The sequence below is a fragment of the Hymenobacter bucti genome (assembly GCF_042681145.1).
Lineage (GTDB): Bacteria > Bacteroidota > Bacteroidia > Cytophagales > Hymenobacteraceae > Hymenobacter > Hymenobacter bucti.
The window spans coordinates 745926-772122 of record NZ_JBHUFD010000005.1; the positions used below are offsets into that span (position 1 = coordinate 745926).

The 26197-nt window shown below is 62.7% G+C and carries 17 protein-coding genes; 7 read left to right on the forward strand and 10 right to left on the reverse strand.

Annotation, left to right across the window (positions count from 1 at the left end; translation table 11 throughout):
• The first annotated feature begins 32 nt into the window (after positions 1-32).
• The 4 genes from ACFSDX_RS15185 (at position 33) to ACFSDX_RS15200 (ending at position 6655) form a co-directional block, all read left to right on the forward strand.
• Complete coding sequence (locus ACFSDX_RS15185) at positions 33-4118, forward strand: metallophosphoesterase (RefSeq protein WP_382314987.1); 4086 nt, start codon at positions 33-35, stop codon at positions 4116-4118.
• Positions 4119-4283: 165 nt separating this feature from the next.
• Positions 4284-4649: a hypothetical protein gene (locus ACFSDX_RS15190; RefSeq protein WP_382314989.1), complete on the forward strand. Its 366-nt coding sequence runs from the start codon at positions 4284-4286 to the stop codon at positions 4647-4649.
• Positions 4650-4764: 115 nt separating this feature from the next.
• A complete protein-coding gene (locus ACFSDX_RS15195; protein ID WP_382314991.1) occupies positions 4765-5016 on the forward strand; it encodes a hypothetical protein in 252 nt (83 codons plus the stop codon).
• Between the two features lie 514 nt (positions 5017-5530).
• Positions 5531-6655 carry a DUF6268 family outer membrane beta-barrel protein gene (locus ACFSDX_RS15200; protein ID WP_382314993.1) on the forward strand — a complete coding sequence of 375 codons (1125 nt, stop codon included), beginning with the start codon at positions 5531-5533 and terminating at the stop codon, positions 6653-6655.
• Positions 6656-6740: 85 nt separating this feature from the next.
• On the opposite strand, the gene ppk1 is transcribed toward ACFSDX_RS15200, so the two are convergent.
• From ppk1 to ACFSDX_RS15235, 7 genes are all read right to left on the reverse strand, one after another.
• Entirely contained in the window at positions 6741-8822 is a 2082-nt protein-coding gene (ppk1, locus tag ACFSDX_RS15205) for a polyphosphate kinase 1 (RefSeq protein WP_382314995.1), read from the reverse strand.
• Between the two features lie 159 nt (positions 8823-8981).
• Positions 8982-9482, reverse strand: coding sequence for a SixA phosphatase family protein (locus tag ACFSDX_RS15210; protein ID WP_382314996.1), 501 nt, complete (start codon positions 9480-9482; stop codon positions 8982-8984).
• A gap of 81 nt (positions 9483-9563) precedes the next feature.
• Positions 9564-11318, reverse strand: a complete 1755-nt coding sequence (locus tag ACFSDX_RS15215) for a GEVED domain-containing protein (RefSeq protein WP_382314998.1) — start codon at positions 11316-11318, stop codon at positions 9564-9566.
• A 277-nt stretch (positions 11319-11595) separates the two neighbouring features.
• Positions 11596-12933 carry a leucine-rich repeat-containing protein kinase family protein gene (locus ACFSDX_RS15220; protein ID WP_382315000.1) on the reverse strand — a complete coding sequence of 446 codons (1338 nt, stop codon included), beginning with the start codon at positions 12931-12933 and terminating at the stop codon, positions 11596-11598.
• Positions 12934-13011: 78 nt separating this feature from the next.
• The gene (gene hflX / locus ACFSDX_RS15225) at positions 13012-14376 is read right to left on the reverse strand and encodes a GTPase HflX (protein ID WP_382315002.1); all 1365 of its coding nucleotides are present in this window, start codon (positions 14374-14376) and stop codon (positions 13012-13014) included.
• Between the two features lie 226 nt (positions 14377-14602).
• Complete coding sequence (locus ACFSDX_RS15230) at positions 14603-17371, reverse strand: M16 family metallopeptidase (protein WP_382315004.1); 2769 nt, start codon at positions 17369-17371, stop codon at positions 14603-14605.
• 115 nt (positions 17372-17486) lie between these two features.
• On the reverse strand, positions 17487-17783 hold the full coding sequence (locus tag ACFSDX_RS15235; protein WP_382315006.1) for a c-type cytochrome: 297 nt from the start codon (positions 17781-17783) through the stop codon (positions 17487-17489).
• A 123-nt stretch (positions 17784-17906) separates the two neighbouring features.
• Between ACFSDX_RS15235 and ACFSDX_RS15240 the strand changes: the two genes are divergently transcribed.
• Both ACFSDX_RS15240 and rfbC read left to right on the forward strand, forming a co-directional pair.
• Entirely contained in the window at positions 17907-19040 is a 1134-nt protein-coding gene (locus ACFSDX_RS15240; RefSeq protein ID WP_382315008.1) for a glycosyltransferase family 4 protein, read from the forward strand.
• A 137-nt stretch (positions 19041-19177) separates the two neighbouring features.
• The gene (gene rfbC / locus ACFSDX_RS15245; RefSeq protein ID WP_382315010.1) at positions 19178-19726 is read left to right on the forward strand and encodes a dTDP-4-dehydrorhamnose 3,5-epimerase; all 549 of its coding nucleotides are present in this window, start codon (positions 19178-19180) and stop codon (positions 19724-19726) included.
• Between the two features lie 94 nt (positions 19727-19820).
• On the opposite strand, the gene ACFSDX_RS15250 is transcribed toward rfbC, so the two are convergent.
• Positions 19821-21131 (reverse strand): UDP-N-acetylmuramoyl-tripeptide--D-alanyl-D-alanine ligase, encoded by a 1311-nt coding sequence (locus ACFSDX_RS15250; protein ID WP_382315012.1) that lies wholly within the window; start codon positions 21129-21131, stop codon positions 19821-19823.
• A gap of 85 nt (positions 21132-21216) precedes the next feature.
• Positions 21217-22620, reverse strand: coding sequence for a hypothetical protein (locus ACFSDX_RS15255; protein WP_382315014.1), 1404 nt, complete (start codon positions 22618-22620; stop codon positions 21217-21219).
• A 205-nt stretch (positions 22621-22825) separates the two neighbouring features.
• Between ACFSDX_RS15255 and ACFSDX_RS15260 the strand changes: the two genes are divergently transcribed.
• A complete protein-coding gene (locus ACFSDX_RS15260) occupies positions 22826-25216 on the forward strand; it encodes an FG-GAP-like repeat-containing protein (RefSeq protein ID WP_382315016.1) in 2391 nt (796 codons plus the stop codon).
• Between the two features lie 91 nt (positions 25217-25307).
• On the opposite strand, the gene ACFSDX_RS15265 is transcribed toward ACFSDX_RS15260, so the two are convergent.
• Positions 25308-26099 carry an amidohydrolase gene (locus ACFSDX_RS15265; RefSeq protein WP_382315018.1) on the reverse strand — a complete coding sequence of 264 codons (792 nt, stop codon included), beginning with the start codon at positions 26097-26099 and terminating at the stop codon, positions 25308-25310.
• Positions 26100-26197: the final 98 nt, after the last annotated feature.

Consider the following 26197-nt stretch of genomic DNA (forward strand, 5'->3'; position numbering starts at 1 on the left):
CGGCGCCCTCGCCTCTTTTTTCTGCTTTAGTTATGCCCATACTTTTTCGCTTAGCGCTATTTTTCAGTTTACTAGCTACCCTACCCTTCGCGGCCCACGCCCAGCTGGAGGAGCTAGGCGAGGCCGGTGAGTCGGACTTCAACCCTGCCAACCCCAAGCCCAACTACCGCGACAAGGCCGTGGGCTGGCAAAAAAACGTGCCGCCCGACTCTGGCCGCATCCGCTACTCGGTGTTTTTGATTGGCGATGTGGGCAGCCCCATTCCGGCGGCCAAGGGCGGCGAGCCCTCGCTCAACTTCATGCGCCAGCAGATGCTGCACATGGGCGCCAACAGCTCGGTAGTGTTCCTAGGTGACAATATTTACAACCAGGGCATGCCGCCCGAGGGCGCTTACGACCGCAAGATTGCCGAGGGGCGCCTGAACACGCAGCTCGATATACTAAAGGGCTACAAGGGCGAGAAATACATGACGCCCGGTAACCACGACTGGATACAGGGCACCCAGGGCGGCCTGGCCCAGGTAAACCGCGAGCAGGCCTACGCCGAGCACTACCTGGCCCAGGACTCGACGGCGTTCTCTTACACCGGCGACTTCTTGGTGCCCCGCGATGGCTGCCCCGGCCCCTACGAAATACCGCTGCGCGACGACCTAGTGATGATTGCCATCAACTCGCAGTGGTTCATCACGCCCCAGGAGCTGCGGCCCTACGGCGACCTCTGCGGCGCCAACAATGCGGAAGAAGTCTACGCGCAGCTGGAGGAAGTTATCAAGCGCAATAAGAACAAGCACATTCTGATTGTGACCCACCACCCGCTGTTTTCAGATGGCATCCACGGGGGTTATTTTACGTTTGCCGACCACGTGTTTCCGCTCAGCATTGTGCAGAAATACGCTTTTCTGCCGCTGCCCGTCATTGGCTCGATATACCCGCTGGCGCGCAAATACGGCGGCATTTCGCAGGATATTCCGCACCCGGCCTACCAGGCGTACAAGAAGAACCTGCTCGACATTTTTGCCAAGTACCCGAACGTCATTTACGCCAACGGGCACGAGCACAACTTGCAGTACATCGACGTGGGCGCGGGGCACTACATCACGAGCGGCTCGGGCTGCAAGACCCAGCACGTGAAGCCCGGCGTGCAGGGCGACGCGCTATTTTCGGATAAGGAAAAGGGCTACGCCCGGCTCAATTACTACGACGATGGCCAGGTGTGGGTCGAGTTTATCGTACCCAATGACAGCGACCAGGGCAAAAGCGCCCACGTGGTGTACCGCCAGCAAGTGTACGCCGACCTAGGGCGCGGCGCGGCCACAGCCAGCACCAAAGGCCCCGGCGGCGCCGTGAATACGCTGAAGCCCGACGCCGGCGCAGTGCAGGGCACCAGCGCCCCGGCCGGCACCGGCCGCACCCGCAAGGGCAACCAAAGCAAAGACGACCTAGAAGCCGCCGCCGCCCAGGCCAGCGGCCGCCCCGATGGTGCGCCCGTGGTAACCTCCGACGCCAAGCGCCCCGACTACAAAGACAGCACCGTGACGGTGGCCGTGAACCCCATCTACGCCGAGCACGGCCGCTTTCACAACTGGCTGCTCGGTGACCATTACCGCGCCGAGTGGGCCACGCCAGTCAAGTTTCCGGTGCTCGACATCAAGACCGCCGAGGGCGGGTTGATTCCTTATAAGCTAGGCGGCGGCAAGCAAACCGCCTCGCTGAAAGTGCGTAACGAGGACGGCTACTACTTCACGGTGCGCGGCATCGATAAGGACCCCACCGCGGTGCTGCCCGAGGGCTTCCGCACCGGGCTGGCGCTGGCCGTGCTGCAAGACCAGATTTCGGCGCAGCACCCCTACGCCTCGTTTGTGCTGCCGCCGCTGGCCACGGCCGCCGGCATCCTGCACACCAACCCGCGCCTGGTATACATCCCCAGCGACCCGGCCCTAGGGCAGTACCAACAGACGTTTGCCAACAAGCCCGCCGCGCTGGAGGAAGACGCCAAGGGCAGCCAGGACAACGACGCTTCCTTAGGCTTCGCCAAGAAGCTGGTGAGCACCGACAAGATGCTCGAAGAGTTGCTGCAAGACAACGATAACAAGGTAGACCAGCCGGCCTTCGCCCGCTCGCGCCTGTTTGATATGTGGATAGGTGACTGGGACCGCCACGAGGACCAGTGGCGCTGGGCCCAGCGCAAGACCAAGGATGGTGACAAGATATTCACGGCCGTGCCTGAGGACCGCGACATCGCGTTCTTCAAGGGTGATGGCGTGCTGCCCTCACTCATTTCGCGGAAGTTTGCAGTGCGCAATTTCCAGAATTTCGGCTCGGACTACGGCGATTATAAGGGCCTCAACCAAACCGGCCTTAGTAATGACCGCCTGTACCTGAGCGGCGTAAGCCGCGAAGAGTGGGTGAAGCAGGCCAACATCATGAAGGCGCAGCTGACGGATGCGGTGATTGAAAAAGCCTTTGCCGAAAAGTGGCCTAAGGAGATTTACAAGCTGCACGGCGCCGAGATTGTGGCCAAGCTCAAGAGCCGCCGCGACCTGCTGCCCGACGTAGCCGCCAAGTATGCCGACCTAATGGCGGACATCGTGGAGGTGCGCGGCTCGCAGAAGAACGAGAAATTCACCGTAACGCGCCTGCCCGACCACAAAACGCACGTGGTGATGCAGAAAATCAGCAAGAAGGGCGAGCTGACCAAAGTGCTTTACGACCGCACCTTCGACCGCAAAACCGACGAAATCCGTCTCTACGGCATCAGCGGTAAAGACGTGTACGACCTGACCGGCGACGAGCGCCAGGGCCACAAAATCCGGGTGATTGGCGGCACGGGGCGCGACAGCATCATCGACAACTCGCGGGTGGCGGGCTTCCGGCACCGCACCCAGATTTACGACGCCGACACCGGCAACGTTATTCAGAACCGCCTGGGCGAGGCCCGCCTGCGCCTCGAGCCCGGCGTGGACGTGAGCCGCTACGACCACCCGCACCGCTTCGACCTCAAGGACTACCGCCTCAACTACACCGGGCCGGCCGTGTACCTGGGATATAACATCGACGATGGCGTGTTTCTTGGCGGCGGCGTCACGCACCGGCGCTACGCTTTCCGCCGCGAGCCATTCAGCTCGGAGCAGAGCCTGACGGCTAATTATGCCCCGGCCCGCGATGCGTTTAACCTACGCTACCTGGGGCAGTTCACGAGCGTGTTTGGTGGCAAAACCGACCTGCACATCGCGGCGCAGTACTACGGCCCGCAGTTGCTCTACAACTTCTTCGGCATCGGCAACAACACCCAGAACTACGCCGTGGAAAACGGCGACGAGGCTACCAACCGCTCCATCAACAGTGCGTACCGGGTGCGTTTTGACCGCCTCTACATCGCCCCTACGCTCGAGCGCAAGCTGTTTTCGTTTGGCAAGATTGGCTTTGGGCCGCAGTTCGAGCGCTTCCGGGTCGAGCAAGACCAAGTGGGCTCGGTTATCCGCGACAGCATCGGGACCGGTTATGAGAACCGCCGCTTCGGCATCCGGGCTTCCGATTTCCAGGCCAACACCTACCTAGGCGCCCTGGCCTACCTGGACTTCGGCGCACAGTCGAGCCCCAAGGACCCGCGCATCGGCATTCAGTGGCACAACGAGATGCAGTATAACTTCCAGCTCAACGGCACCGGCCTCACCTACGGCCGCTTCGCCACTGAATTGAAAGCTTACCTCACGCCCAACTTCCCCTTCCGCCTCACCTACGCCGGCCGCGTGGGCTGGCAGCACAACATCGGCGACTACCGCTTTTACCAGGCTAACACTCTGGGCGGCACCACCAACCTGCGCGGCTACCGCCGCACCCGTTTCGCGGGCCGCGATGCGCTCTACGGCAACTTTGAGGCGCGCCTGCACCTATTCAAGTTCAACGCTTACCTCTTCCCCGGCACCTTCGGCGTGATGGGCCTCGCCGACGCGGGCCGCGTGTACTCGCCCAACGACACACGCACGGGCATCAGCGCCTTCCACTCGGGCTTCGGCGGCGGCGTGTTTGTCAACGTGCTCGACCAGGCTGTTATTAACCTCACGTACTCAGTGGGCGAAGAGCGGCTGTTGTTTGTCGGGTTTGACTTCCTGTTTTAAGTCGTTAATCGGTCCCTAAAAAGTTAAAAGCCCTGGCTACTGATGTAGCCAGGGCTTTTAACTTTTTAGGGACCGATTAACGACTTAGTACTGTGCTTTTGAACCCAACCACCCACCCTAGGCCGCGTATAGCACTCAACTACTTTTCCTTTCCCCACCCCACACATGAGCCAGAACGAACACAGCCGCACCCAGGCCGACGCCGCCAACGACGGTACTGACACCGCCCGCCCCGAGAACGCCCAGGGCACCGCCAGCCAACAGCAAGGCAACGCGCCCCAGAATACCGACGACACGGCAGGAGCCAGCCAACGTCAACAAGGCAGCGCCTCGACCAGCAGCGCCAAAGGCAGCAGCCACCGCGACGAGGCCAACGCCGACTCGGAAAACACCGGCGGCGGCTCGGATAAAGAGCACAAAAACCAGCCGAAGAACACGACCGACGAAAAGACGGACTACGGCACCGGCAACGCCGCCCCCAGCGCAGCCAACGATGGCGGCAAAATCGGCGATGCCGACAACCCCGCTTAAAAGAATTTCAATCCGCCTAGGGTAGGCTCAACGTATACTATCGGTGGTGGGTCTTCCCGAGGCAGGGTCCTGCCCTGGGCACGCTGGCCCGTATACTTAATTCAGTCTTACGCATATGCCTAAATTTCTGCTGCTGCTATTTATGTTGCTGAGCTTGGTAGTGGAAAGCCCGGCGGCCCCGGCCGCCGACCACCGCCCGCGCTACACTGCTTACAAGCACCGCGGCGACGCGCGCAAGCGCTACCGGCGCATGGGCGTCATTGGCCGCTGGCGCTATCACCAGCGCTTCAAGCGCAAGCAGCAGTCGAAGGGCCGCAAGGGCGTTATTAAGGTGGGCAAGCCCCAGGGCACCATGCCCCGCCGCTAACCATTGAGCTAGCTCAAAAACACAGCAAAACAGCTCCGTAAGATGTCTCTTACGGAGCTGTTTTGCTGGGGCGCAGCCATAGTAGCTTCTGCAATATCCTTTGTGACTAGCTACTCATTCTGCGAGAGCATTATTCTGTAGTCTTTTATCCCTGCCTTATACTAGTTCCTGGCGCTAGGCAAAAGCCCATCTCCCGGCGCCAACACGCTTTTACTGATTGTTCCTACGTGCCGCTCGTGGCCTCAGTCTCCGTCAGGGACAAGCCAGCGGCTCTACCACCCTGTGCCACATGGATACGCTAGAGAGCCTCGCGGTGCCGAAGATTTTGGCTTTGCCAGCAACCAGAGAGCGCATAGTACCTTCTTGGTTGTGAGCGTACTGGGCGTGTTGCCGAGCTACTCTCGCGGCCCGCGGAAATGCCGCACACTACCTAGGGTTCCGCTTAGCTCAGCCTTTCACCCGATATTCACGTAAGCAGGCCGGTTCCCGCAAGTGGCGGGGCTTCGGCCTGCTTATGTCGTTCTACACTACCTCCCTCTGCACAAAGAAATACCTGTTGCCCGGCCTGCTTGCCCTGGCAGTGCAGGCCCACGCTCAAGACGTGCCGCGCATCTTCCCGGCGCCGGCGCCCACGGCAGTCGACTCGGCAACCAACTCGCCCGACCTGACTGATAAACAGCAGTTTGCTAACCCTTCGGTACTCGGCATGGGTCCTAGCAAGGGCATCATTCTGCACTACGAGCGCACCACGCCGTTTAGCGTGGCCGCGTCGAGCCAGGTGGCCGGCGTGAGCGATTACAACACCGACGCTAAGCGCAACGGCAAGCTCATTTTCAAAGGCTACATTCCGGCCTGGAACCGGCCCCACCTCAAGGTTATCGTGGGGTTGAACTATGACCGGGAAGAATTTAAATTTCAGCAGCAGCCCACCAGCTACGGCTTATTCGACAATATTGAGAACAAGGGCCTGAAGAGCACCGGGGTGCAGCTGGCCGTTATCCGGCCCGTCGATGCGGTGCACTGGTACCTGGCGCGGGTGAAGGGCGAGCTGTCGGGCGACTATACCTCGAGCACTGACATCGGCAATACCAACTACTTCCGGGGCTCGCTCGAAGCCTTTTACGGCTGGAAGCGCAGCCCGCGCTTTTCGTGGGGCGTGGGCTTTCAGTACGGCTACACCTTCGGGCGGCTGAGCTTGTACCCCGCCATTATCTACAACCGCACCTTCAACGACCACTGGGGGGTGGAGGCGCTGTTCCCGGCCCGCGTATCGGTGCGCTACAATGCCTCCGAACGCTCGCTGTTCTACGCCGGCTACTCGGTCGATGGCTTCAACTACATCGTGGCACTGCGCCAGGAGCTGCCCCTAGGTCCTGGCAAGCAGCCCTTGCGCAGCCTAGAGTTGCGCGAAACGGAAGTAAAGTTTCGGCTGCGCTGGGAGCGCGAGCTCTTGTCCTTTCTGTGGCTGGGGGCCGAGGGCGGCTACCGCTACAACTACGCCTTCGACGCCTTCGACCGCACCAATGCCGACCGCGACCGCATCATCCGCACCAAGCTGGGCGGGGCGCCCTACGTGAGCCTGGAGCTGTTTGCAGTGCCCCCGAGCAAGCTGCTGGAGAAAGCCGGCATCCGGCGGTAATGTACCGTGGACCCTGCGGGTCCACTAGTGAGTTAAGCCGGCTGGTTTCGCTCCACTCGCGGACCCGCAGGGTCCACGGTACTTCCTACTTCTTGGCCCGCTTGCGCCCGGCCAGCTTCTTCAAATACTGGTACTGCGCCTCCTGCGTGCGCACGGGGGGCTCGCCCTCGGCCGACAGCAGCAAGTGGTTATCAAAGTCACGGGCTTTTATGTTGTCGGCGCGCTCTAGGTCGAGCAGCTGGCGAATTTCGGCGCGCAGGGCCTCGTCGGGTATTGGGAAGGCTACTTCCACGCGGCGGTCGAGGTTGCGGGTCATCCAGTCGGCCGACGAGAGGTAAACTTTCTCGGTGCCGCCGTTGGCGAAGACGTAGATGCGGGCGTGCTCGAGGTTGCGGTCGAGCAGGCCACGCTGGCTGATGTTTTCGCTCAGCCCCGGCACGCCGGGCACCAGGCTACCGATACCCCGAATGAGTAGCTCGATGCGCACGCCGGCCTGGCTGGCCTCGTAGAGCGCGGCTATCATGCCGGGGTCTTCCAGCGAGTTCACTTTCAGCAAGATGTAGGCTTCCTTACCCTTGCGGGCGTTGGCCATTTCCGCCGCTATCAGCTTGAGCAGCTGTTTGCGCAGCGTGAAGGGCGCCACTAGCAGATGCTTGAGCTGGGTGGGCTCCTCCCCAGTCTGGAAGTAGCGGAACACCTGGTCGACCTCCGCCGCGATTTCGGCATTGGCCGTGAACAACGCGTGGTCGGCGTAGAGGCCGGCGGTGGCCTCGTTGAAGTTGCCCGAGCTGAGGTAGGCGTAGCGGCGCAGCGCATTGTCGGCGCCCTCGCGGCGGGCAATGAGCAGCAGCTTGGCGTGGCACTTGAGCTCGGGCGGCGTGAAGATGACGTGCGCGCCGGCCCGCTGCAATTTCTCGGCCCAGTGCATGTTGCTTTCCTCATCGAAGCGCGCCTTCAGCTCCACCACAGCCGTTACCTGCTTGCCGTTTTTCACGGCTTTGAGCAGGGCCTTGGCCACGGCGCTCTTGGGCGCCACGCGATAGAGCGTGATGCTGATGCTGCTGACGCTAGGGTCGGCGGCGGCCTCGCGCAGCAGGCGCGGCACAGCGTCGAACGACTGGTAGGGCACGTGCAGCAGGTGGTCGCGCTGCGCAATGGCGGGCAGCAGCAGGCCGGTGCGCGGCAGCGTGGGGTGCGGCAGCTCGGGCCACTCGGGGTTCAGCAAATCGGTGCGCCCGAAGTTGGGGAAGCCGAAGAAGTCGCGGAAATTGTGGTAGCGACTGCCTTCCACCAGCTCCTCATCCTCGATGCCGGTTTTCTGCTTGATGGCGCGCAGCACCTCCTTGGGCGTAGCGGGGTCGAAGAGCAGGCGGGCCGGGTAGCCGGTGGCGCGTTTGGCCAGGCTGCTGCGGATTTTGGCCAGCAAGTCGCCCGATACTTCTTCGGCAATGTCAATCTCGGCATCGCGGCTGAGCTTGATAGCGTTGACCTGCACCTCTCCGTAGGCCGGAAACATACTGGCCGCGCCCACGCGCACTACATCATCGAGAAACAGCACTTGGTACGGGTCGGCGGCGGTGCCCGCGCCGCCGGGCAGCGGCACAAAGCGGCTGCCGTGGCGCTTGGTGGGCAGCTCCATCAGCACCACGCGCTCGGCGTCGGCCTTTTTGCCCTTCGCCTGCGGCTTGGTCAGGAAGAAAGTGAGGTACACGGCTTGGTCCTTCAAAAAAAGCTGGTGCAGCGTCTCATCCAGCACCACCGGCGAGAGCAGGTCGCGCACGCTCTTCTCGAAGTATTGCTGTACCCAGGCGCGCTGCGGCTCGGTCAGGTCCTCGGCACTCAGCAGCCGGATGCCGGCCTCGCCTAGGGCCGGCAGCACCTGCTCGCGGAAAGTGCGCCCAAACTCTTCCTGCTGGCGGTGCACCTCTTCCAGAACTTCGGCCAGCACGCGCTTGGGTTTGGCTTGCAGCTGGCTACGGTTTTTTTTCTTGAGCTTGACCAAGCGCCGCAGCGTGGCCACCCGCACCTTAAAAAACTCGTCGAGGTTGCTCGAGAAGATGGCCAGGAACTTGAGGCGCTCGAGCAGCGGCACCTCAGCACACTGGGCTTCTTGCAGCACGCGGGCGTTAAAGCGCAGCCAGCTGAGGTCGCGGGGCAGGGTTTTCATATAATCAATTGGCAGCAAGCTACTTGCTAATAAGGCAAACGAAAAAGGGCATTGAGCAGCGCCCGCCCAATAACCAGGCCGAAACTGCTCAACGCCCTTCTACGCGGTAGCCCGGCCCGGCTGTTGAGTCAGGGCCCAAATAGTAACCGTGCGGTGACCTTAATTTTCGTTGCGCGGATGGTCGTAGAAGTAAAACTCGGCGTTGGCCGGCCCGGCTTCGGCCCAGCTATCGGCCCTAAAATGCAGGCACAGGATGGCCGCCGTGGGCATTTCGCTGGTGAGGCCCCCCTTGGGCAGCAGGTAGTTGGCCACGTCGGTCACGGTGGGGTTGTGGCCCGTCAGCAGCACCGATGCGGCCGCGTCGGGCAGGCCGCGGATGACGCCGAGCAGCTCATCAAGGTCGGCTTCGTAGATAGCGGGCTCCACCACTATTTTATCGTGCGGGTACTCGAGCTCGCGGGCCACGAGCACGGCCGTGCTCAGCGCGCGCACGGCCGGCGAGCTCACGAAGAGGGCGGGCACGATGTGGCGCTTGGCCAGGGCCTGGCCCATGCGGGGGGCATCGTCGCGGCCCCGGTCGTTGAGGGGGCGCTCGCGGTCGCTCAGCTCGTCAAAGCTCCAGCTTGACTTGGCATGGCGCATCAGATACAACGTTTTCATAAGGCGAAGCTAGGGCACTGGCGCACAAAAAAGGCCCGCCGTGAGACGAGCCTTTTGAAGGTGCAAAAAATTCTTCTTACCCTACTGCTTCACGAAGCGCTGGTGCGAGGTGGTGGCACCGTCGCTCACCGTGAGCAGGTACACGCCCTGGCTCAGGGTGCTCACGCGCAGCTGGTCGTTGGCGAGCGGTAGGTCGGCCACTTCGGCGCCGCGCAAGTCGTAGACGTGTACGCGCAGTGGCAAGCGGGCATCGGCCGAGGCGGGGCGCTCTATCGTCAGCACGTCGGTGGCGGGGTTAGGGTAGAGGGTGTAGCGGTCGGCGGTGGTACCGGCGAGGCGGGCAGTGGCACCGCCGGTCACGGTGAGGGTATAGTCTTCGGTTTCGCCGGCGCTGTAGGTGCCGCAGGGGGTAGTGGTGCTGGCGGCGCTCAGCACGAGGCGCAGGCGGGTGTTGCCAGCTTTGGCGGCGGCGGGCACCGTGAACGTGGCGCTACGCGTGGCGGCGCTTTTGCTGCCGGGGTCGGTTACCAGCGTCTCGCCCGCATCGGCGAAGTCGCCATCCTGGTTCCAGTCGGCATAGGCGTCGAAGTACACGGTGGCTGTCTTATTAGCAAAGCCCGCCGAGAAGCTCAGGGTCTGCCCCGAGCCGGCGGCCACGCTGACGCTCAGGGCTGTACCGTCGTAGTAGCCGCCATCGTTACCGCTGCTGCGGCTGAGGCTACCCAGCTTCACGTAGTCGATAAACTGCGCCGCAGCATTGCCCTGGCTGGCGCAATACGCCACGGTAGGCGTTGGCGTGGGGGTAGGCGTGGGCGTGGGGCTGGTGCCGGGTGCCACGCCGCCCTGCGAAGTGAGCAGCGCCGCGCGCGAGCCGCCGGTGGCAAACAAGGCATCCATGCGGTCGCCCTGACCGCTCGAAAACATCTGCATGCAGCCGTCGTCGGTGTAGTCCATGTAGTTCATGAACATGTCGCCGCTGGCGCCGTTCGAGCAGGTCACGTGCGGGAAGGCGGGGCAGCCGTAGTTACTGGTTTGCTGGGTGGGGGTGTCGCTCACCTGGTCGTTGCCGCAGCGGGCATCGCCCCAGATGTGGCGCAGGTTCAGCCAATGGCCTACTTCGTGGGTAGCGGTGCGGCCCAGGTCGTAGGGCGCCACGGCGGTGCCGCCGCTGCCGAAGGCCGAGTACAGAATAGCTACGCCATCGGTAGCTGGCGCGCCGCCCGGAAACTGCGCGTAGCCGAGCAAGCCGCCGCCTAGGTTGCAGCTCCAGAGGTTGAGGTACGAAGCCGCGGGCCAGGCATCGTCGCCGCCGCTGCTGCTGTACTTCATCTTATCGCTGCTGTCGAAGCTGGTGGCGGTGGTGCTCTTGTGCACGATGCCGGTAGTGGCATTGCCGCTGGGGTCGCGCTTGGCTAGCACAAACTGCACGCCCGCATCGCCGATGAGGCTAGTGAAGGCCGCCGGCACCTTGCTCAGGTCGCCATTCAGGCGGTGAAAGTCGGCGTTGAGCACGTCAAGCTGCGACTGCACCTGGGCATCGCTGATGTTCTGCGCGGCCGTGTTGTAAAGCACGTGCACTACTACCGGAATAGTGACGATGATATTCGACGTGGTCCGCTGCGCAGGGTTGGCGGCTTTTTTAGCCGCGTAGGCGGCAGCTTGCTGGTCCATGGCTTGCAGGCGGGCGCCGTAGCTAGGGTCGGCGGCCAGCTGGGCGGCTAGCACTTCCATGGTAGCGCACTGCCGGTGCGCCGGCATCTGCTGCGCCAACGCTGCTGGCCCCGCAAGGCCAAGTATGGTAAGTCCCGATAAGAGCGAGTAAACGATTTTTTTCATGTAGGGAATGGGAGTGGAAAAGGAAGAAGATACAAACCAAACCTATCGATAAAATTTGATTATACCACTATCCTAACTGCGTGGCTGCTCAGTCTTTCCACCCATAATCCTAGCTCATCTGGCCTAAACCTATTTTGTGTTTAGCAAAAAAATATCCTCTTCAGAATGTGCTCAGAAAATCTCTCAATACGCGAGGCGTTTTGACCGAAATTTTCCTGAAAAAGCCGGCTCTAATAGAGCCGGCTTCTAGGTTGTTTTAGGGCTACACAGCCAATTTCTACGCTACCAACTCTGGCCAGCGGGCCAGCTCGGCTACCACCTCCGCAAACAGCGGCCGGGCCGCGACTGTGGGCTGGGCGCAGCGATGCTGTAGCTGCTGCCAGGCTTGGTGCACGGCCGGCACCGTGGCGGCTTCGGGGCAGTGGGTCAGCAGGTCTTCGAGCAGGCAGGCGAAGGCACGCACCTCTAGCCGCTGCAAGGCTTCGGCACGACCTAGGTCGGCGGGGTCGAAGAAACAGGCAGCACCAAAGTCGCCCAGCAGCGCGTCGCCCGCCTCGGTATACAGAATGTTATGGGCGTATAAGTCGCCGTGCATGATGCCCTGCGCGTGCAGATGCGCGGCGGCAGCGGCGATACCTAGGGCCATCTTCAGTGCGGCAGGCAGGCTATACACGGTGCCGGGCGCGTACACATCGCGGGTGCAGCTGGCCAAGCTTGGCGGCCCTCCTAGGTTGTGAAAAGCGGGGTCGATAAGCTCAAGCACTAAGCCTTCGGAGCCGGCCGGGTGCTCAGCAATTTTGCCCTTCACGGCAATGAGATTGGGGTGCGCGCCGGCGCTGATGCAGGCGGCCATCTCGCTGTGCGGCAGGCCATCGCTGGTAACGGCGCCCTTGAAGAGCTTCACGGCCACCTCCGTGGGCACGGCCGCGCCGCGGTGCCACGCCGCCCGGTAAATGACACCTGAGGCGCCCTCACCCAGCTGCTGCTCGATACGCAGCTGCGCCCACGGGATGGCCTCGATAGGGTGCCGCGCCACCACCGCCGCCTCGGCCGCCGCGCCAAAGGGGTTGCCCGCGTAGGCCAGCCAGCTCAGCCGGGGCATGGCCAGCAGCCAGGCCGGCAGCTCGGCGAGCTGGTTGGCCGCGATGCGCAGCAGCCCTAGGTTGGTGCACTGCGCCAGCGTAGCGGGCAAGGCCGTGAGCTGGTTGCCGGCCAGCATCAGCTTTTCCAGGTACGGGCAGTTGCCGATTTCGGGCGGCAGCTCGGCCAGCTGGTTGTCGGTGAGGATGAGCCAGCGCAGCTGGGGCGGCAGGGCGGCCGCGGGCAGCGTACGTATCTGGTTGGCCTTGAAACCTATCATGCTCAGCAGCGGGCACTGGCCCAGCACCTCGGGCACGGCCGTAAACTGGTTATCGGAGCAAAACAGCACGCGCAGCTTGCGCAAACGGGGCAGGTCATCGGGCAGCGCCGAGAGGGCGTTGCCCGAGAGGTTGAGAATTTCGAGCGAATCGGCTAGGTCAAATATTTCGCGGGGGAACTCGGTGAGGCCGGCCGAGAGGTCGAGGCGCGTGGCGCCCGCGAGCTGCCCGGCGCGCAGCTGGTCTAGGGTGTGCATGGGGCAAAGGTCGAACCTAGGGGCACGAAAAAAGCGGCCGGGACAAATGTCCCGGCCGCTTTTTCTAGCTTCTGTCGGCTACTCCGCTACGGCGTCGTACTGGCCGTACTGGTTGTTGCTGTACGGGTAGCGTATCTGGTAGAGCTCAGCCACCTTGCGGCCCAGCAATTCGCGCAGCGCTTCGATGTTCTCCTTGTTTTGAGCCGAAATGAACACCACCGGGTCGTGCAGCCGGGCCATGTAGGATTCCTGTAACTGCTCGAGGGGCGGGCGCGCGGCGGGCTCCTCAAAGTCGGTTGGGAACTCCTGGTCGGGGTCGTCGTCGGCGAAGTTGGGCATCGGGTCGGCGTCGGCCTTGTACTGGTCTATTTTATTGAATACCAGCAGCGAAGGCTTATCCGAAGCGCCGATTTCACGCAGCGTTTCGTTTACCACTTCCATGTGCTCCTCGAAGGCCTGGTGCGAAATATCCACGACGTGGATGAGCAAATCGGCCTCCCGAATCTCATCAAGCGTGCTCTTAAAGCTCTCGATGAGCTTAGTAGGCAGCTTGCGGATAAACCCGACCGTGTCGCTCAGCAGGAACGGCACGTGGTTGTCGAGCACCACCTTGCGGGTCGTGGCATCGACGGTGGCGAAAAGCTTGTTTTCGGCAAAGACTTCGGCCTTGCCGAGCAGGTTCATTATCGTGGATTTGCCCACGTTCGTGTAGCCCACTAGCGCCACCCGAATGGTATTCTGGCGCGTCTTGCGCTGGGTGTGCGCCTGCTTGTCTAGGTCCTCCAGCTTCTCCTTGAGGAACGCGATGCGGTCGCGCACAATGCGTCGGTCGGTCTCAATTTCCGTTTCACCAGGGCCTTTCATGCCCACACCACCACGCTGCTTGTCCAAGTGAGTCCAGAGGCCGGTGAGGCGGGGCAACAGGTACTGGTACTGCGCCAGCTCGACCTGCGTGCGCGATGTAGCCGACTTGGCCCGCAGCGCAAAAATGTCGAGAATGAGCAGCGACCTATCCACGATTTTCACTTTCAGCTCGGCCTCTAGGTTGCGCAGCTGCGAGGGCGATAGGTCATCGTCAAACACGACCATACTGCTTTTTTCGTGCGTCACGTAGGCCTTCAATTCGGCTAGCTTGCCCTCGCCCACGTAGCTGCGGACGTCAGGCTTTTCGAGTTTTTGCACGAAGCGCTTGGTAGCCTGGGCACCGGCCGTTTCAATCAGAAAGGCCAGCTCATCAAGGTATTCGGTAGTTTGGGCGTCGGTTTGGCGGCGCGGGGGTACGCTCACGAGCACGGCAGTTTCGCGCTCTTTGGCCGTGGCGTGGGTTTTGGTGCTTTTGAGCAGGTGGCTGGGCAGCTTGGTGTCGCGCCGAGCGGGCGTGCTGTCGGTGGCACCCTGGTGGCGGGTGCTACCCTGGCCGTTGTTGTCTTTGGATTTGGACATTCAGAAAGTGCGCGGGTTGGGTGCGCTGGATAGATAACGCCAATTATAGCAAAATCGTTGAATAACGAAAGGATACTATGGGGGAATAGTATACGTGGTTTTGCACCTAGGGTGACAGCGTGCTAGCCCCGCTGGGTACTGGCTAGCTACCTAGCAAAAAGAGCTATCCCGCTAAGCAGGACAGCTCTTTAAGATGTTGGTGGAAGTAGCCATAACGCTACCACCACTACGGCGCGCTCGCCTTGGGCTTGGCGCTCCGGGCGAAATCGCCGGCTTTTACGATGGTTAGCTTGCTGTAGTCCAAGTACTTCTTAGCGGCGGCGCTCACTTGCTCGGAGGTGAGGGCCGCTATGCGGCGGTCGAGTTCGGCGTCGTAGGCGAAGGTGCGGCCCTCGGCTTTGGTGAGGTACTGCGCCCAGGTGCTGGCCAGGTTACGGTCTTGCGAGCGCTGCACCTGGAAGTTTTGCAGCGCGGCCGACTTGGCGGCCTTCAGCTCGTCGGCCGTGATGCCATCTTTGAGCAGGCGCTCTACCTCTTCCTTATAAGCCTGTTCGAGCCGAGTCGAGTTGTCGGGGTTGTAAATGGCGTAGGACGTGAAGCTGCCGACCTCGTCGTTGTCGTCGGCGTACATGAAGGAGCCCACGCCGTAGCTCACGCCCTCTTTTTGGCGAATGCGGGTGGCGAGGCGCGAGTTTAGAAAGCCGTCGCCTAGGATGTAGTTGGCCATGTACAGGGCCGCGTAGTCAGGCGAGTCGTCGCGCAGCGGGTACTTCATCATGGTCACGAACATGGCGTTGGCCTTATCGTTGGTTTGCAGGGCTTGGCTCTGGGCGGTGCTGGAAAAGATGTGCTGCGGAATGCGGGCGTAGGGGCTGCTGGCTTTCCAAGTGCCCAGCTGCTTGTCGAGGCGCTGGCGCAGGGCCGGCTCGTCGAAGCTGCCCACCACGGCTACCGTAGCGTTTTGGGCGCCGTAAAACTGCTTGTAGAAGGCGCGTACGTCTTCTACTTTCAGGGCCTTCACGGCGGCAATCTCCTGCTCGTAGGGCAAGGTGGCCAACGGGTGGCCTGGCGCATACGGCTCGCTCAGGCGGGTGGCCAGGTTGAAGGCCAGGGCCTGCGGCTCTTGCAGTTGCGCTTCGAGGTAAGCTAGGTACTCCTGGCGGAACTTCTCAAACTCCTCGGCCGGAAAAGTGGGGTTGCGCAAGCAGTCGAGCACTATGTCAAGCACGCCCGGCAAGTGGGTTTTATCAGTCTGGATGGATACGTTACAGGTTTGGCCACTGCCGTAGAAGCTCACCTGGGCCTTCGCTTTATCCAGGGCATCCTTAATCTGAGCATACGTGCGCGTCTTGGTACCCCGCTGCAGCAAAACGGCCGTGAAGCCCGCCAATTCGGGCTTATTGCTGAGGGTAGCTTCCGAGCCGTAACGGATTTTGAGCGTGGCATTCACGGCATTGCCCCGGTTTTGCTTTTGCAGCAGCGCGTACTTAAGGCCGTTCTTCTCCTGGCCGAGTTTGGTGCGGGTGTCGATGTTGGTGGGCGAGGCGTCGAAGGCTTCACCGGCCGCAATGGCGGGCTCGCCCTTGTAGTTCTTGACCAGCGCCGCCACGTCGGGCGCGGCGGGCACGGCGCTGCGGTCGGGCCGGTTGTCGGGCTCAAACAGGCCCACCGTACGGTTGCTGGGCTTGAGGTAGGCGGCGGCCACGCGCTGCACGTCGGCGGCCGTCACCTTGCGCAGGTTGTCGCGGTAGAGGTACACGAGGCGCCAGTCGCCGGTGGCGATGTACTCGCTCAGCGTCAGCCCTAGGTCGTCGCTTCTCTGGAATAGCAGCTCGATGTCTTTGAGCAATTTAGTCTTAGCGCGCTCCACTTCCTCGGCTGTGGGCGGCTGGGTGCGGCCCACAGCGTCGAGGGCGCTGAGCATGGCTACGCGGGCCGAATCGAGCGAGCGGCCCTGGCGCACGTCGGCGTAGAAATAGGCGTAGCCGGGGTCGTGCAGCATGGCCACGTAGCCCCAGGTGCTGGCCGCTTTCTTACCCTCAATCAGCGCCTTGTACAGGCGGCCCGAGGGGCGGTTGGTGAGCACTTCTACCAGCGCCTCGGTGGCGGCGTAGTCAGGGCTGCTGCCGGCGGGCACGTGGTAGGCGGCACCTAGGGCCTGGGTGTCGCCGGGACGGCGCAGGGTCACGCTGCGCTCGCCGTCCTGGGTGGGCTCGGTGGTGTAGGTGGCGGCCAGCACGCGGCTGGGTTTCGGGATGGGGCCAAAGTCCTGCTTGATGAGCGCCAGCGTTTTAGCAGGGTCAAACTTACCGGCCACCAGCAGCACGGCGTTGTCGGGCTGGTAGTACTTCTGGTAAAAGGCCTTGAGGTTATCAATCGGCACGCGCTCAATGTCTTCCTTCGAGCCAATGGTCGATTTGCCGTAGTTGTGCCAGAGGTAGGCGCTGCTCAGCACGCGCTCTTCGAGCACCCGGCTGGGCGAGTTTTCGCCGCTCTCAAACTCGTTGCGCACCACACTGAACTCGCTCTCCAGGTCCTTCTTGGCGATGAATGAATTGACCATGCGGTCAGATTCCAGGTCGAGCGCCCACTTCAAGTTCTCATTCGTTGAGGTGAAGGTTTCGAAGTAGTTGGTGCGGTCGAGCCAAGTGGTGCCGTTGGGGTTGGCACCGTGCTCGGTCAGTTCCTGCGGGATATTTGGATGCTTGGGCGAGCCCTTAAACACCATGTGCTCCAGCAAGTGGGCCATGCCGCTTTCGCCATAGCCCTCCAGCCGCGAGCCCACCAGGTAGGTGATATTCACCGTCGCCGTGGCCTTCGACTGGTCCGGAAACAGCAGCACCCGCAGCCCATTGGCCAGCCGGTATTCGGTGATGCCCTCCACGGAGGTCACTTGCGTGACGCCCGTGGGCAGAGCGGCGGCGGTTTGGGCCAGCAGCGGCCGGGCGGGCAGACCTAGGGCCAGCAATGCCCCGAGCAGGAAAGTTTGTTTCATGTAAGCAAGTATCTAGGAATAGCAGGATAATACGAAGTAATCAAATTTTATTGATACTCAGCATACTACTACTCCCCGATACCTACCGCCCAGCTACCGTTGCAAGGTGCAGGGCCTACTTCAGCGTCAGCGAATAGGCCACTACCTGCGCAATCTGGGCCGGCGTGAGGGTCTTGCTGAAACTCGGCATTTTACCCATACCACTTGTCACTAAGTAAGTACGCCCCATAGTGTTGAGGTTGCTTTTAGTGAGGTCGTGGGCACCGTTCAGGCCCAGGCGGCCATCTTTGCCGTGGCAGCGCTGGCAGTTTTTTTGAAAAATTAATTGGCCCGGCGCGGGCGGGGCGGCCTGAGCGCCAGCGCTTAGGGCCAGGCAGCCCAGCAAAAATCCGCCTTTTTGAAGAATAGACATACAAGCTGCACAACGCGAAAACTGCGCCGAAAGTAACCCGCCCGCCGCGCCGAGTAGCGCCCGCGCCGCTTTCGCACCCGACCTTTGCCCCATTATTCTATTCCTTTAAGTTAGCCTAGGCCCGTGCGCGTTGCTGTAGTTATTAATACCTCCTGGAACATCTGGAACTTCCGGCGGGGCTTGGTCAAAGCCCTGCAAGCGGCCGGCCACGAGGTGCTGGCCATCGCGCCACCCGATGCCTATTCGGCGCGCCTCGAAAGTGAATTGGGCTGCCGCTACGTGCCCATCCTGATGGAAAACAAGGGCACCAACCCCGTTAAGGATGCCCAGCTAACGCGCCGTTTTCTAACCATTTACAAGCGCGAGCGGCCCGACGTGGTGCTGCACTTCACCATCAAACCCAACATCTACGGCACGCTGGCGGCCAAGCTGGCGGGCGTGGCCAGCATCAACAATGTGAGCGGCCTAGGTACCGTTTTTCTCATCGAAAACCTGGTGAGCAAGGTCGCCCGCGGGCTCTACCGCTTTGCGTTTCGGTTTCCGCACAAGGTGTTTTTTCAGAATAACGACGACCGCGAGCTGTTCATCCGCTACGGCCTCATTCGGCCCGAGCGCACGGGCCTGGTGCCCGGCTCGGGCGTCGATTTGGCGCGTTTTCGGCCGCAGCCGAGCAGTGAGAAAGCTGCCGATGCGCCCTTCACTTTCCTCATGGTGGCGCGGGTGCTCTACGAAAAAGGCATTGTGGAATACTTCGAAGCGGCGCGGCAGGTGCGGGCCGCCCTAGGCGCCGATAAGGTGCGGGTGCAGCTACTGGGCGGCCTCGACGAGGCGGGCGGCGTGGGCGTGCCCCGGGCCACGTTTGAGCAGTGGCTCGCCGAGGGTACCGTCGAGCACCTAGGCACCTCCGACAACGTGGCCGAGCACCTGCACCGCGCCGACTGCGTGGTGCTGCCCAGCTACCGCGAGGGCACGCCCAAGACCCTGCTCGAAGCCGCCGCCTGCGGCAAACCGCTCATTACCACCAATGTGCCCGGCTGTCGCGAAACCGTGGAGCACGGCCGCAATGGCTACCTCTGCCAGGTGCGCTCGGCCGACGACCTGGCCGCCAAGCTGCTGCAAATGGCCCAGCTGCCGCCCCAGCGCCTGGCCGTAATGGGCGCCGCCAGCCGCGAGCTCGCCGAAGAAAAATTTGACGAGCAGCTCGTGCTGCGCGAGTACCTGGCCGCCGTGGCCGAAGCTGGTAAACGGGTAGGATGAAAAGATTAGGGAATCAGGAAGTGTAAAGAATTAATTTTCCTCACCTTTTGGCCTTCTCGCCTACTTACCACATAGCCTCACCATCTGCCTTCCTCGCTTCCTCACCTTCTAACATCTTCACTTACTCACCTAGTAATATGGAAGTTATCACCTATCCTATAGCTGGCCTACTAGAGTTTCGGCCCCGCATTTTTGGTGACCCGCGCGGCGCATTCTTCGAAAGCTTCAGCGCGGCCAAGATGGAAGGCCTGGGGCTGCCGCACCTCGACTGGGTGCAGGACAACCAGAGCAGCTCCAAGGCCGGCACCCTGCGCGGGCTGCACTTTCAGAAGCCGCCGCACGCCCAGGATAAGCTGGTGCGCGTGGCCCAGGGCCGCGCCCTCGATGTGGTAGTGGACCTGCGCCGCGACTCGCCCACCTACGGCCAGCACGCCAAGGTGCTGCTCACGGCCGAGCTCGGCAATGCCTTTTACGTGCCCGTCGGCTTCGCTCACGGCTTCGTGGCTTTGGAGGATAACACGCTTTTCCTCTACAAATGCTCGGGCTACTATGCGCCCAGCGCCGAGGGTGGCCTGCTCTGGAATGACCCCGCCCTAGGTATCGACTGGGGCTTTGAGGGTGAGGCACTGGTGTCGCCTAAAGACGCCATCTTGCCCACTCTGGCCGAGCTGGAAAGCCCGTTTTAGGTCAGTTAATAAGTAGCAAGTAGCAATTAACAGCCGCTCTGACGGGCCCGTTGGGTCGTGTCAGAACGGCTGTTAATTGCTACTTGTTAACTGACTAAAGTAGCGGCAGCAGCGACTCCAGGCCCATGCCGCGGCTGCCTTTCAGCAGCACCAGCTGGCCAGCAATGGTTTGGTGGGCCAGCCACTCGGCGGCGGCGGCCTTGTCGGCAAAGTAGTGGGCGGCGGGCTGGGCGGCGGCGGCGGCCTGCATCAGCGGGCCGATGAGCAGCACATTGTTCAGCCCTAGGTCGGCCAGCAGTTGGCCAAGGGCTCGGTGCTCGGCGGCGCTGGTTTCGCCTAGCTCAAACATGTCGCCGAGGATGGCCAGCCGGCCCTGGCTGGCACCTAGGGGCCGCTGCGCGAAGCTGCGCAGGGCGGCGGCCATGCTGCTGGGGTTGGCGTTGTAGGCGTCGAGTATCAGGTCGTTGCCGTGGTCGGTGCGCATTAGCTGCGAGCGGTTGTTCTGCGGATTGTAGGCGGCCAGGGCGGCGGCTATCGCCACGGCGGGCACGCCGAAAAAGGCACCCACGGCGGCTGCGGCCGCCAGGTTCGGGAAGTTGTAGTCGCCTGTGAGCTGGGCGCTTACTTCCGTATCATCGCCCAGACGCAGGCGTAGGGCTGGGTCGGCGGCCAGCAGCGTGGCGGGGTACGTATCATGGGGCTGAGGGTAGGTGGCGCGGTGCGGCACCGCCCCCGCCAGGCTGGGTAGCTTGGTATCAAGCGTATTGACAAAAGCTGTGCCTTGTTGGGCGGCCAGGTAGTCAAACAGCTCGCCCTTGCCTAGGGCAATGCCGGCCTCGCCGCCAAAGCCTTCGAGGTGGGCCTTGCCGATGTTGGTGATGAGGCCGTGCGTGGGCGCAGCCCACTGGCAGTAGTCCGCGATTTCGCCCCGGTGGTTGGCGCCCATCTCAATCACGGCGAAGTCGTGCTCCTGCGGCTTCAGGCGCAGCAGCGTGAGCGGCACGCCGATGTGGTTATTGAGATTACCAATGGTAGCCAGCACGTTGTATTTCTGCGCCAGCACCACCGTTAGCAGCTCCTTGGTGGTGGTCTTGCCGTTTGAGCCCGTCACGGCCAGCACCGGGCCCCGGAACTGGCGGCGGTGCTCCTGGGCCAGGGCTTGCAGGGCGGCCAGTGGGTCGGGGGCATAGGTGTAATGGGTTGGGTCCTGGGCCACCAGCGCTTCATCATCCACCACGGCGTGGCGAGCGCCCTTGGCCAGCGCGCTGGCGGCAAAGGCAGCCCCGCGGAAGCTGGGGCCATTGAGGGCAAAAAAGAGCGTGCCCGGCTGGGGCTGGCGCGAATCGGTGCTGACCTGGCCCTGGGCGGCGAGGTACTGGGCGTAGAGGGGCGTGGTCGTCATCATCACGGCCGCAAAGGTGGCGAAGAGGGAAGGAAGTGAGGAAGTGAAAAGGTGAGATTGGTATCACCTTACTCACCTTCTCACCTCGTCACCACTTCACCACCCGGTGTAGGCTGGCTTGGCCATCGAGCACTACGCGCAGCAGGTAAAGGCCGGGCGGCAGGGCGGCCAGGCCGGGCAAGGCTAGGTCCTGAGCCGGTGAGCCGGCCAGCTGCTGCTGGCGCAGCACGCGGCCATCGGGGGCCAGCAGCGCCAGACTCGTGCTAGCGGCGGCGGGCAGCCGCACGGTCAGGGCCTGGTCAAACACGCTCGGAAACACTGCCACGGCCGCCGCCCTGGTGCGCACAGCCACCACCGGCGAGTAGTGGCTGGTACTGTCCTGGTCCACCTGGCGCAGGCGGTAATACCCTAGGCAGGGCTGCGGCGGCTGGTAGCCAAAGGCGTAGCGCTGGGCCTGGGTAGTGGTGCCGGCCGCCGCCACCCGGCCCACCGGCGCATAGGTGCGGCCGTCGGCGCTGGCCTCTACCACGAAGGCGTCGGCATCGCGCTCGCTGGCGGTTTGCCAGGTCAGGTGCACGGCCGAGCCCTGGGCCACGCCCGCAAAGGCGGTGAGCGTCACGGGCAGGGGCGTCACGCTCAGGGCGTTCGCGTTGTAGGCCACAAACGCCTGGTCGCTGCTGCCGCTGAGCTTAATCTGGAAGCTCTTTATCCGGCTGTAGTCGCTGGCCGCGATGTTGAAGGCCGAAAAATCGGCCGCCCACAAGCGCAGCGGCCGCGGCGTTTTGGTGAAGCTGCCGAGCAAGCCCATGATGGTTTGCGAAGCCTCGTAGAAGTCGGCCGTCCAGTTGCCCACTACCGGCACGTCGGTAAAAATTATTGTGAGGGCCTTGCCCACGGTGGCGCCCGCGGCGTCCAGAAACTGGTATTGGTCGCCTAGGTTGTCGGGCGAGGCAATTTGGGTTACTAGCACGTCCGGGGTACCGTCGCCAATGGCCGTTTGTACCACCGAATTGATGGCAAACGTGAGCGTGCCGGCCGGCAGGTTGGCCACGCCCGTGCCCAGGTCGAGGCCCTGCGCCCCGTCGCTGAGGTACTGGGCAAAGTTGTTGGCGGGCGGTGGCGTGCTGGCGCCGTTGTCCACCTTGTCGTACAGCTGACCTAGGGCCACCTTGGTGTTGCCGGTGAAGGTGCTGCTGAGGCCGGCCACCGGTAGCGCCTGGTACCGGGTGGGCCGGTAGCTCAGGCCCTTATCGCTGAGCACCTGATTGTTGACGCCCGTAGCAAAGCGCTGGCCATTGACCATAAAGGCCAGCAGCAGCTGCGAGTTGTCGGGCAGGGTGGGGTTGAGCAGCGCGTTGAGGTCCAGGCCGGTGCCGCTGCGCCAGTAGCCGTTGTAGTCCGTCACAATTTCGGTGACGTAGGTGGTAGCCGTTTGGGCGCGCGTAACTCCTACTAGCAGTAGTATAAATCCAATAGTAAATGTTATTTTCATAATTATCAAGTAGTTATGTAAGTTACAAAACTACTAAGCGCCACTGCCACCACCAGAAGTTCTTCAGAAATAACTCAAGTATTAATCAGCTGCCCCCGTGAGGAGCAGTATTTTTAAGCTGCCGAAGCAGCCTTGGGGCGCAACTTCTCTCCCTAGGTTTGCTGTTGACTACCAACTAGTTTTACCGCTTTCTTTTTTTACGCTTATGGCCCGTCGCGTTAGCCTTCTGGTGTTCTTATTGTTGGCGTGGGTAGGCGGCGCGGCCCCGGCGCAGGCCCAGACGACGGGCGCCCGGTTTGGCTTCGAGTTTGGCAGCGTAGCCAAACTAGTGCAGGGCTCCGATACGCTGGCGCACGCCTGGGTGGGCGGCCTCAACGCGCCGCAGTTTAGCAACATCGACCTGAACGGCGACGGCCAAGCTGACCTCTACGCCTTCGACCGCGAAGCCTCGCGCAGCTACACGTTCCTGAACGTGCCTACGGCCGGCGGCGGCCGGCACTGGGAGTACGCGCCGGTGTACGAAAACGCGTTTCCGACCGACCTGGCCAGCTGGGTGGCCCTGCGCGACTACGACTGCGATGGCCGGGCCGACCTTTTTACCTACGTGGAGGGCGGCAACATCCGGGTGTTTCACAACGAAAGCCCGGCCAGCGGCGGGCTGCGGTTTGCGCTGGCCAAGGCGGAGCTGGATTTTGCCCTCACCAGCACGCTCAGCGTCAACCTAAACACGGGCTACTACAACATGCCCTCGGTGCAGGACGTGAATGGCGATGGCCGGCTCGACATCCTGACCTACGATTTTGTGGCCTCCACGGTGCTGGAGCTGTACCTGAACACCGGCACCGGCGCGTGCACCGACCTCAACTCGTTTCGGCAGGCCAGCAACTACTGGGGGCTGCTCTCGGCGTGCCCCGACTGCGCCTCGTACCAGCCCAACGGCGTGGCGCAGTGCCAGGCCCGGCGCGTGCTGGGCCCCGCGCCGGGCGCCACCACTGGCGCCAAAGTGCTGCACAGCGTGGGCCACAACGTGCTGCTGCTGGACCTCAATGGCGATGGCGTGCTCGACCTGCTCGATGGCCGCGACAACTGCCCGCAGCTGTCGCGGCTGCTCAACACGGGCACCAACACCGTGGCCAACTTCGCGCTGGCGGGCATCAGCAGTGCTTATCCGCTGGCGACGCCCCTGGCTACGGCCACCTTTCCGGCCGCTTATGTCTTTGATGCCGACCTAGATGGCGCCAACGACCTAGTGGTAGCCGCCAACCAGGTCGATAACTCGGCCGACCGCGTGAGCATGCGCCGCACCGTGCGGCAGTACCGCAGCACCGGCGGCGGGGCGGGCGCCCTGCCCACCTACACGCAGGTGACCGACGGCTTTTTGCAAAACGAGATGCTCGATGTGAGCGAGGGCGCCGCGCCCGCCTTTGGCGACCTCGACGGCGACGGACTGACCGATATGCTGGTGGGCTCGCAGGGCGACCTCGTGAACGGCTACTACCGCGCTAGCCTCTCCTACTACCGCAATGTGGGCACGGCGCGCCGCCCGGTGTTCCGGCTCGTCACCGACGACTACCTAGGGCTGGCGGCCACGGCCGCCCTCACGCCCAGCAGCAAGTTTGAGAGCCTGCGCCCGGCCCTGGTCGACCTCAACCGCGACGGTGCCCTCGACCTTGTGTACTCGGTGCTGGCGGGCAACAGCACCCGGCTGCACTTCCGCCTCAACCAGGCCGGCGCGCAGCAGGCGGCCGTTTTCACGGCCGCTACCGACGACTACTTCCGGCCGCAGGGGGCGGGCGGCACCGGCGCCCTGGCCACCTACGCGGGCGATACGCCGTGCTTTTTCGACGTTGATGGCGATGGTTATGTGGACCTGCTGCTCGGCACCAACGATACGAGCGAGCCCGGCGCCAGCCTGCGCTACTTCCGCAACCAGGGCGCCGGCGTGGCCACCAACAGCCTGTTTGCGCTGGCCAACAACGACTACGGCCAGCTGCGCACCACCGCCAGCAACCCTCGCCCTATCAACCTCAGCCCATCGGTAGCCGACTTCGACGGCGACGGCCGCCCCGACCTGCTCACGGTGGATGGCGCGGGCAGCGTGCGCTACTACAGCGACTTCCGTAGCCAGGGCCTGCAATTCGCGGAGCGCACCGATTTGATATTTAACAAATTAACCAGCAGCTACCAGGCCGCTCAGCTCGGCCGGGGCGCGCTGCTGCGCTATGCGCCCCTCGCCGCCGACCTCAACCAGGATGGCGCGCCCGAGCTGTACATCGGCACCGAAACGGGCGGCGTGGTGAGCTACCTGCCCGTGCAGCGCACCGTGCTGGCCACCCAGCCGGTGGTGCCGCCCACCGCCGTAACCGCCCTCAGCGTGTACCCCAACCCCGCCAGCCCCACCGACGCGGTCACCGTCGAAACGGCCCAGCCCACCAGCCTGCGCCTGTTTGACCTCACGGGCCGCCTCGTGCGCCAGGATGCCGCCGCCCGCCTCACCCGCACCCTCGACCTGCGCGGCCTGGCCCCTGCCCTCTACGTGGTGCGGGCCACTACCCTAGCAGGCACTACCACCACCCAGAAGCTGATGGTGAAGTAGTCGAATGAGTAAATTAGTGAATGAGTGAGGGAGTGAGTTGGTGAAGGAAAAACGATTATTCCTTCACCGACTTACTCCCTCACTCATTCACCTACTTCACCAGTTCAAACGCGTCGGCGTCGCTTAGCGCCGAGAGCTGCTCGCGCACCTCATACAGTGGGTGGCGCATGAGGCGGCGGGTGAGGATGGTGGGCATGGAGCCCGCCTGGGCGAGGTATTCGCCGCGCGGGTCGAGCAGCATAGAGTGGCCGCTGTACTCCACGCCTAGGCCGTCGGTGCCGATGCGGTTCACGCCCGCCACGTAAGCTAGGTTTTCGATGGCGCGGGCCTGCAGCAGCACTTTCCAGGCATTGATGCGGGCGTGCGGCCAGTTGGCCACGTACAGCAGCAGGTCGTAGGGCTCGATGGGTGGGTTGCGGCTCCACACCGGAAAGCGCAGGTCGTAGCAGACCAGCGGCTGAATACGCCACCCGCGCCACTCCTCCACCAGGCGTTCCGCGCCGGCCGTGTACACCTCGTGCTCGCCAGCCATCCGAAACAGGTGCCGCTTATCGTAAGCGCTGTAGCTGCCATCGGGGCGCACCCACAGCAGGCGGTTGTAGTAGCGGCCGGCTTCGGTAAGCATCACGCTGCCCGTCACCACGGCGTCGTAGCGGGCGGCTTGCTCGCGCAGCCAGGCCAGCGTAGGGCCCTCGCTCGGCTCGGCTTGGGCAACGGCCTCCATGCTGAAGCCAGTGGTAAACATCTCGGGCAACACAATCAGGTCGGTGAGGCCCGGCCCGGCCAGGGCCGCGGCCAGCTGCTCGGCCAGCGCGGCGCGGTTGGCCCCGGAGTCATGCCAGTGCAGGTCGGTTTGCACCAGAGACACGGTAAAATCAGGCATACAGGTACAGGAAATACTGGAAAAATATAGTAATAACTTCTGCAAATAGCGCAAACTCTCCTAATAATTAGCTATATTCTAAATAAAATTTGCTCAGC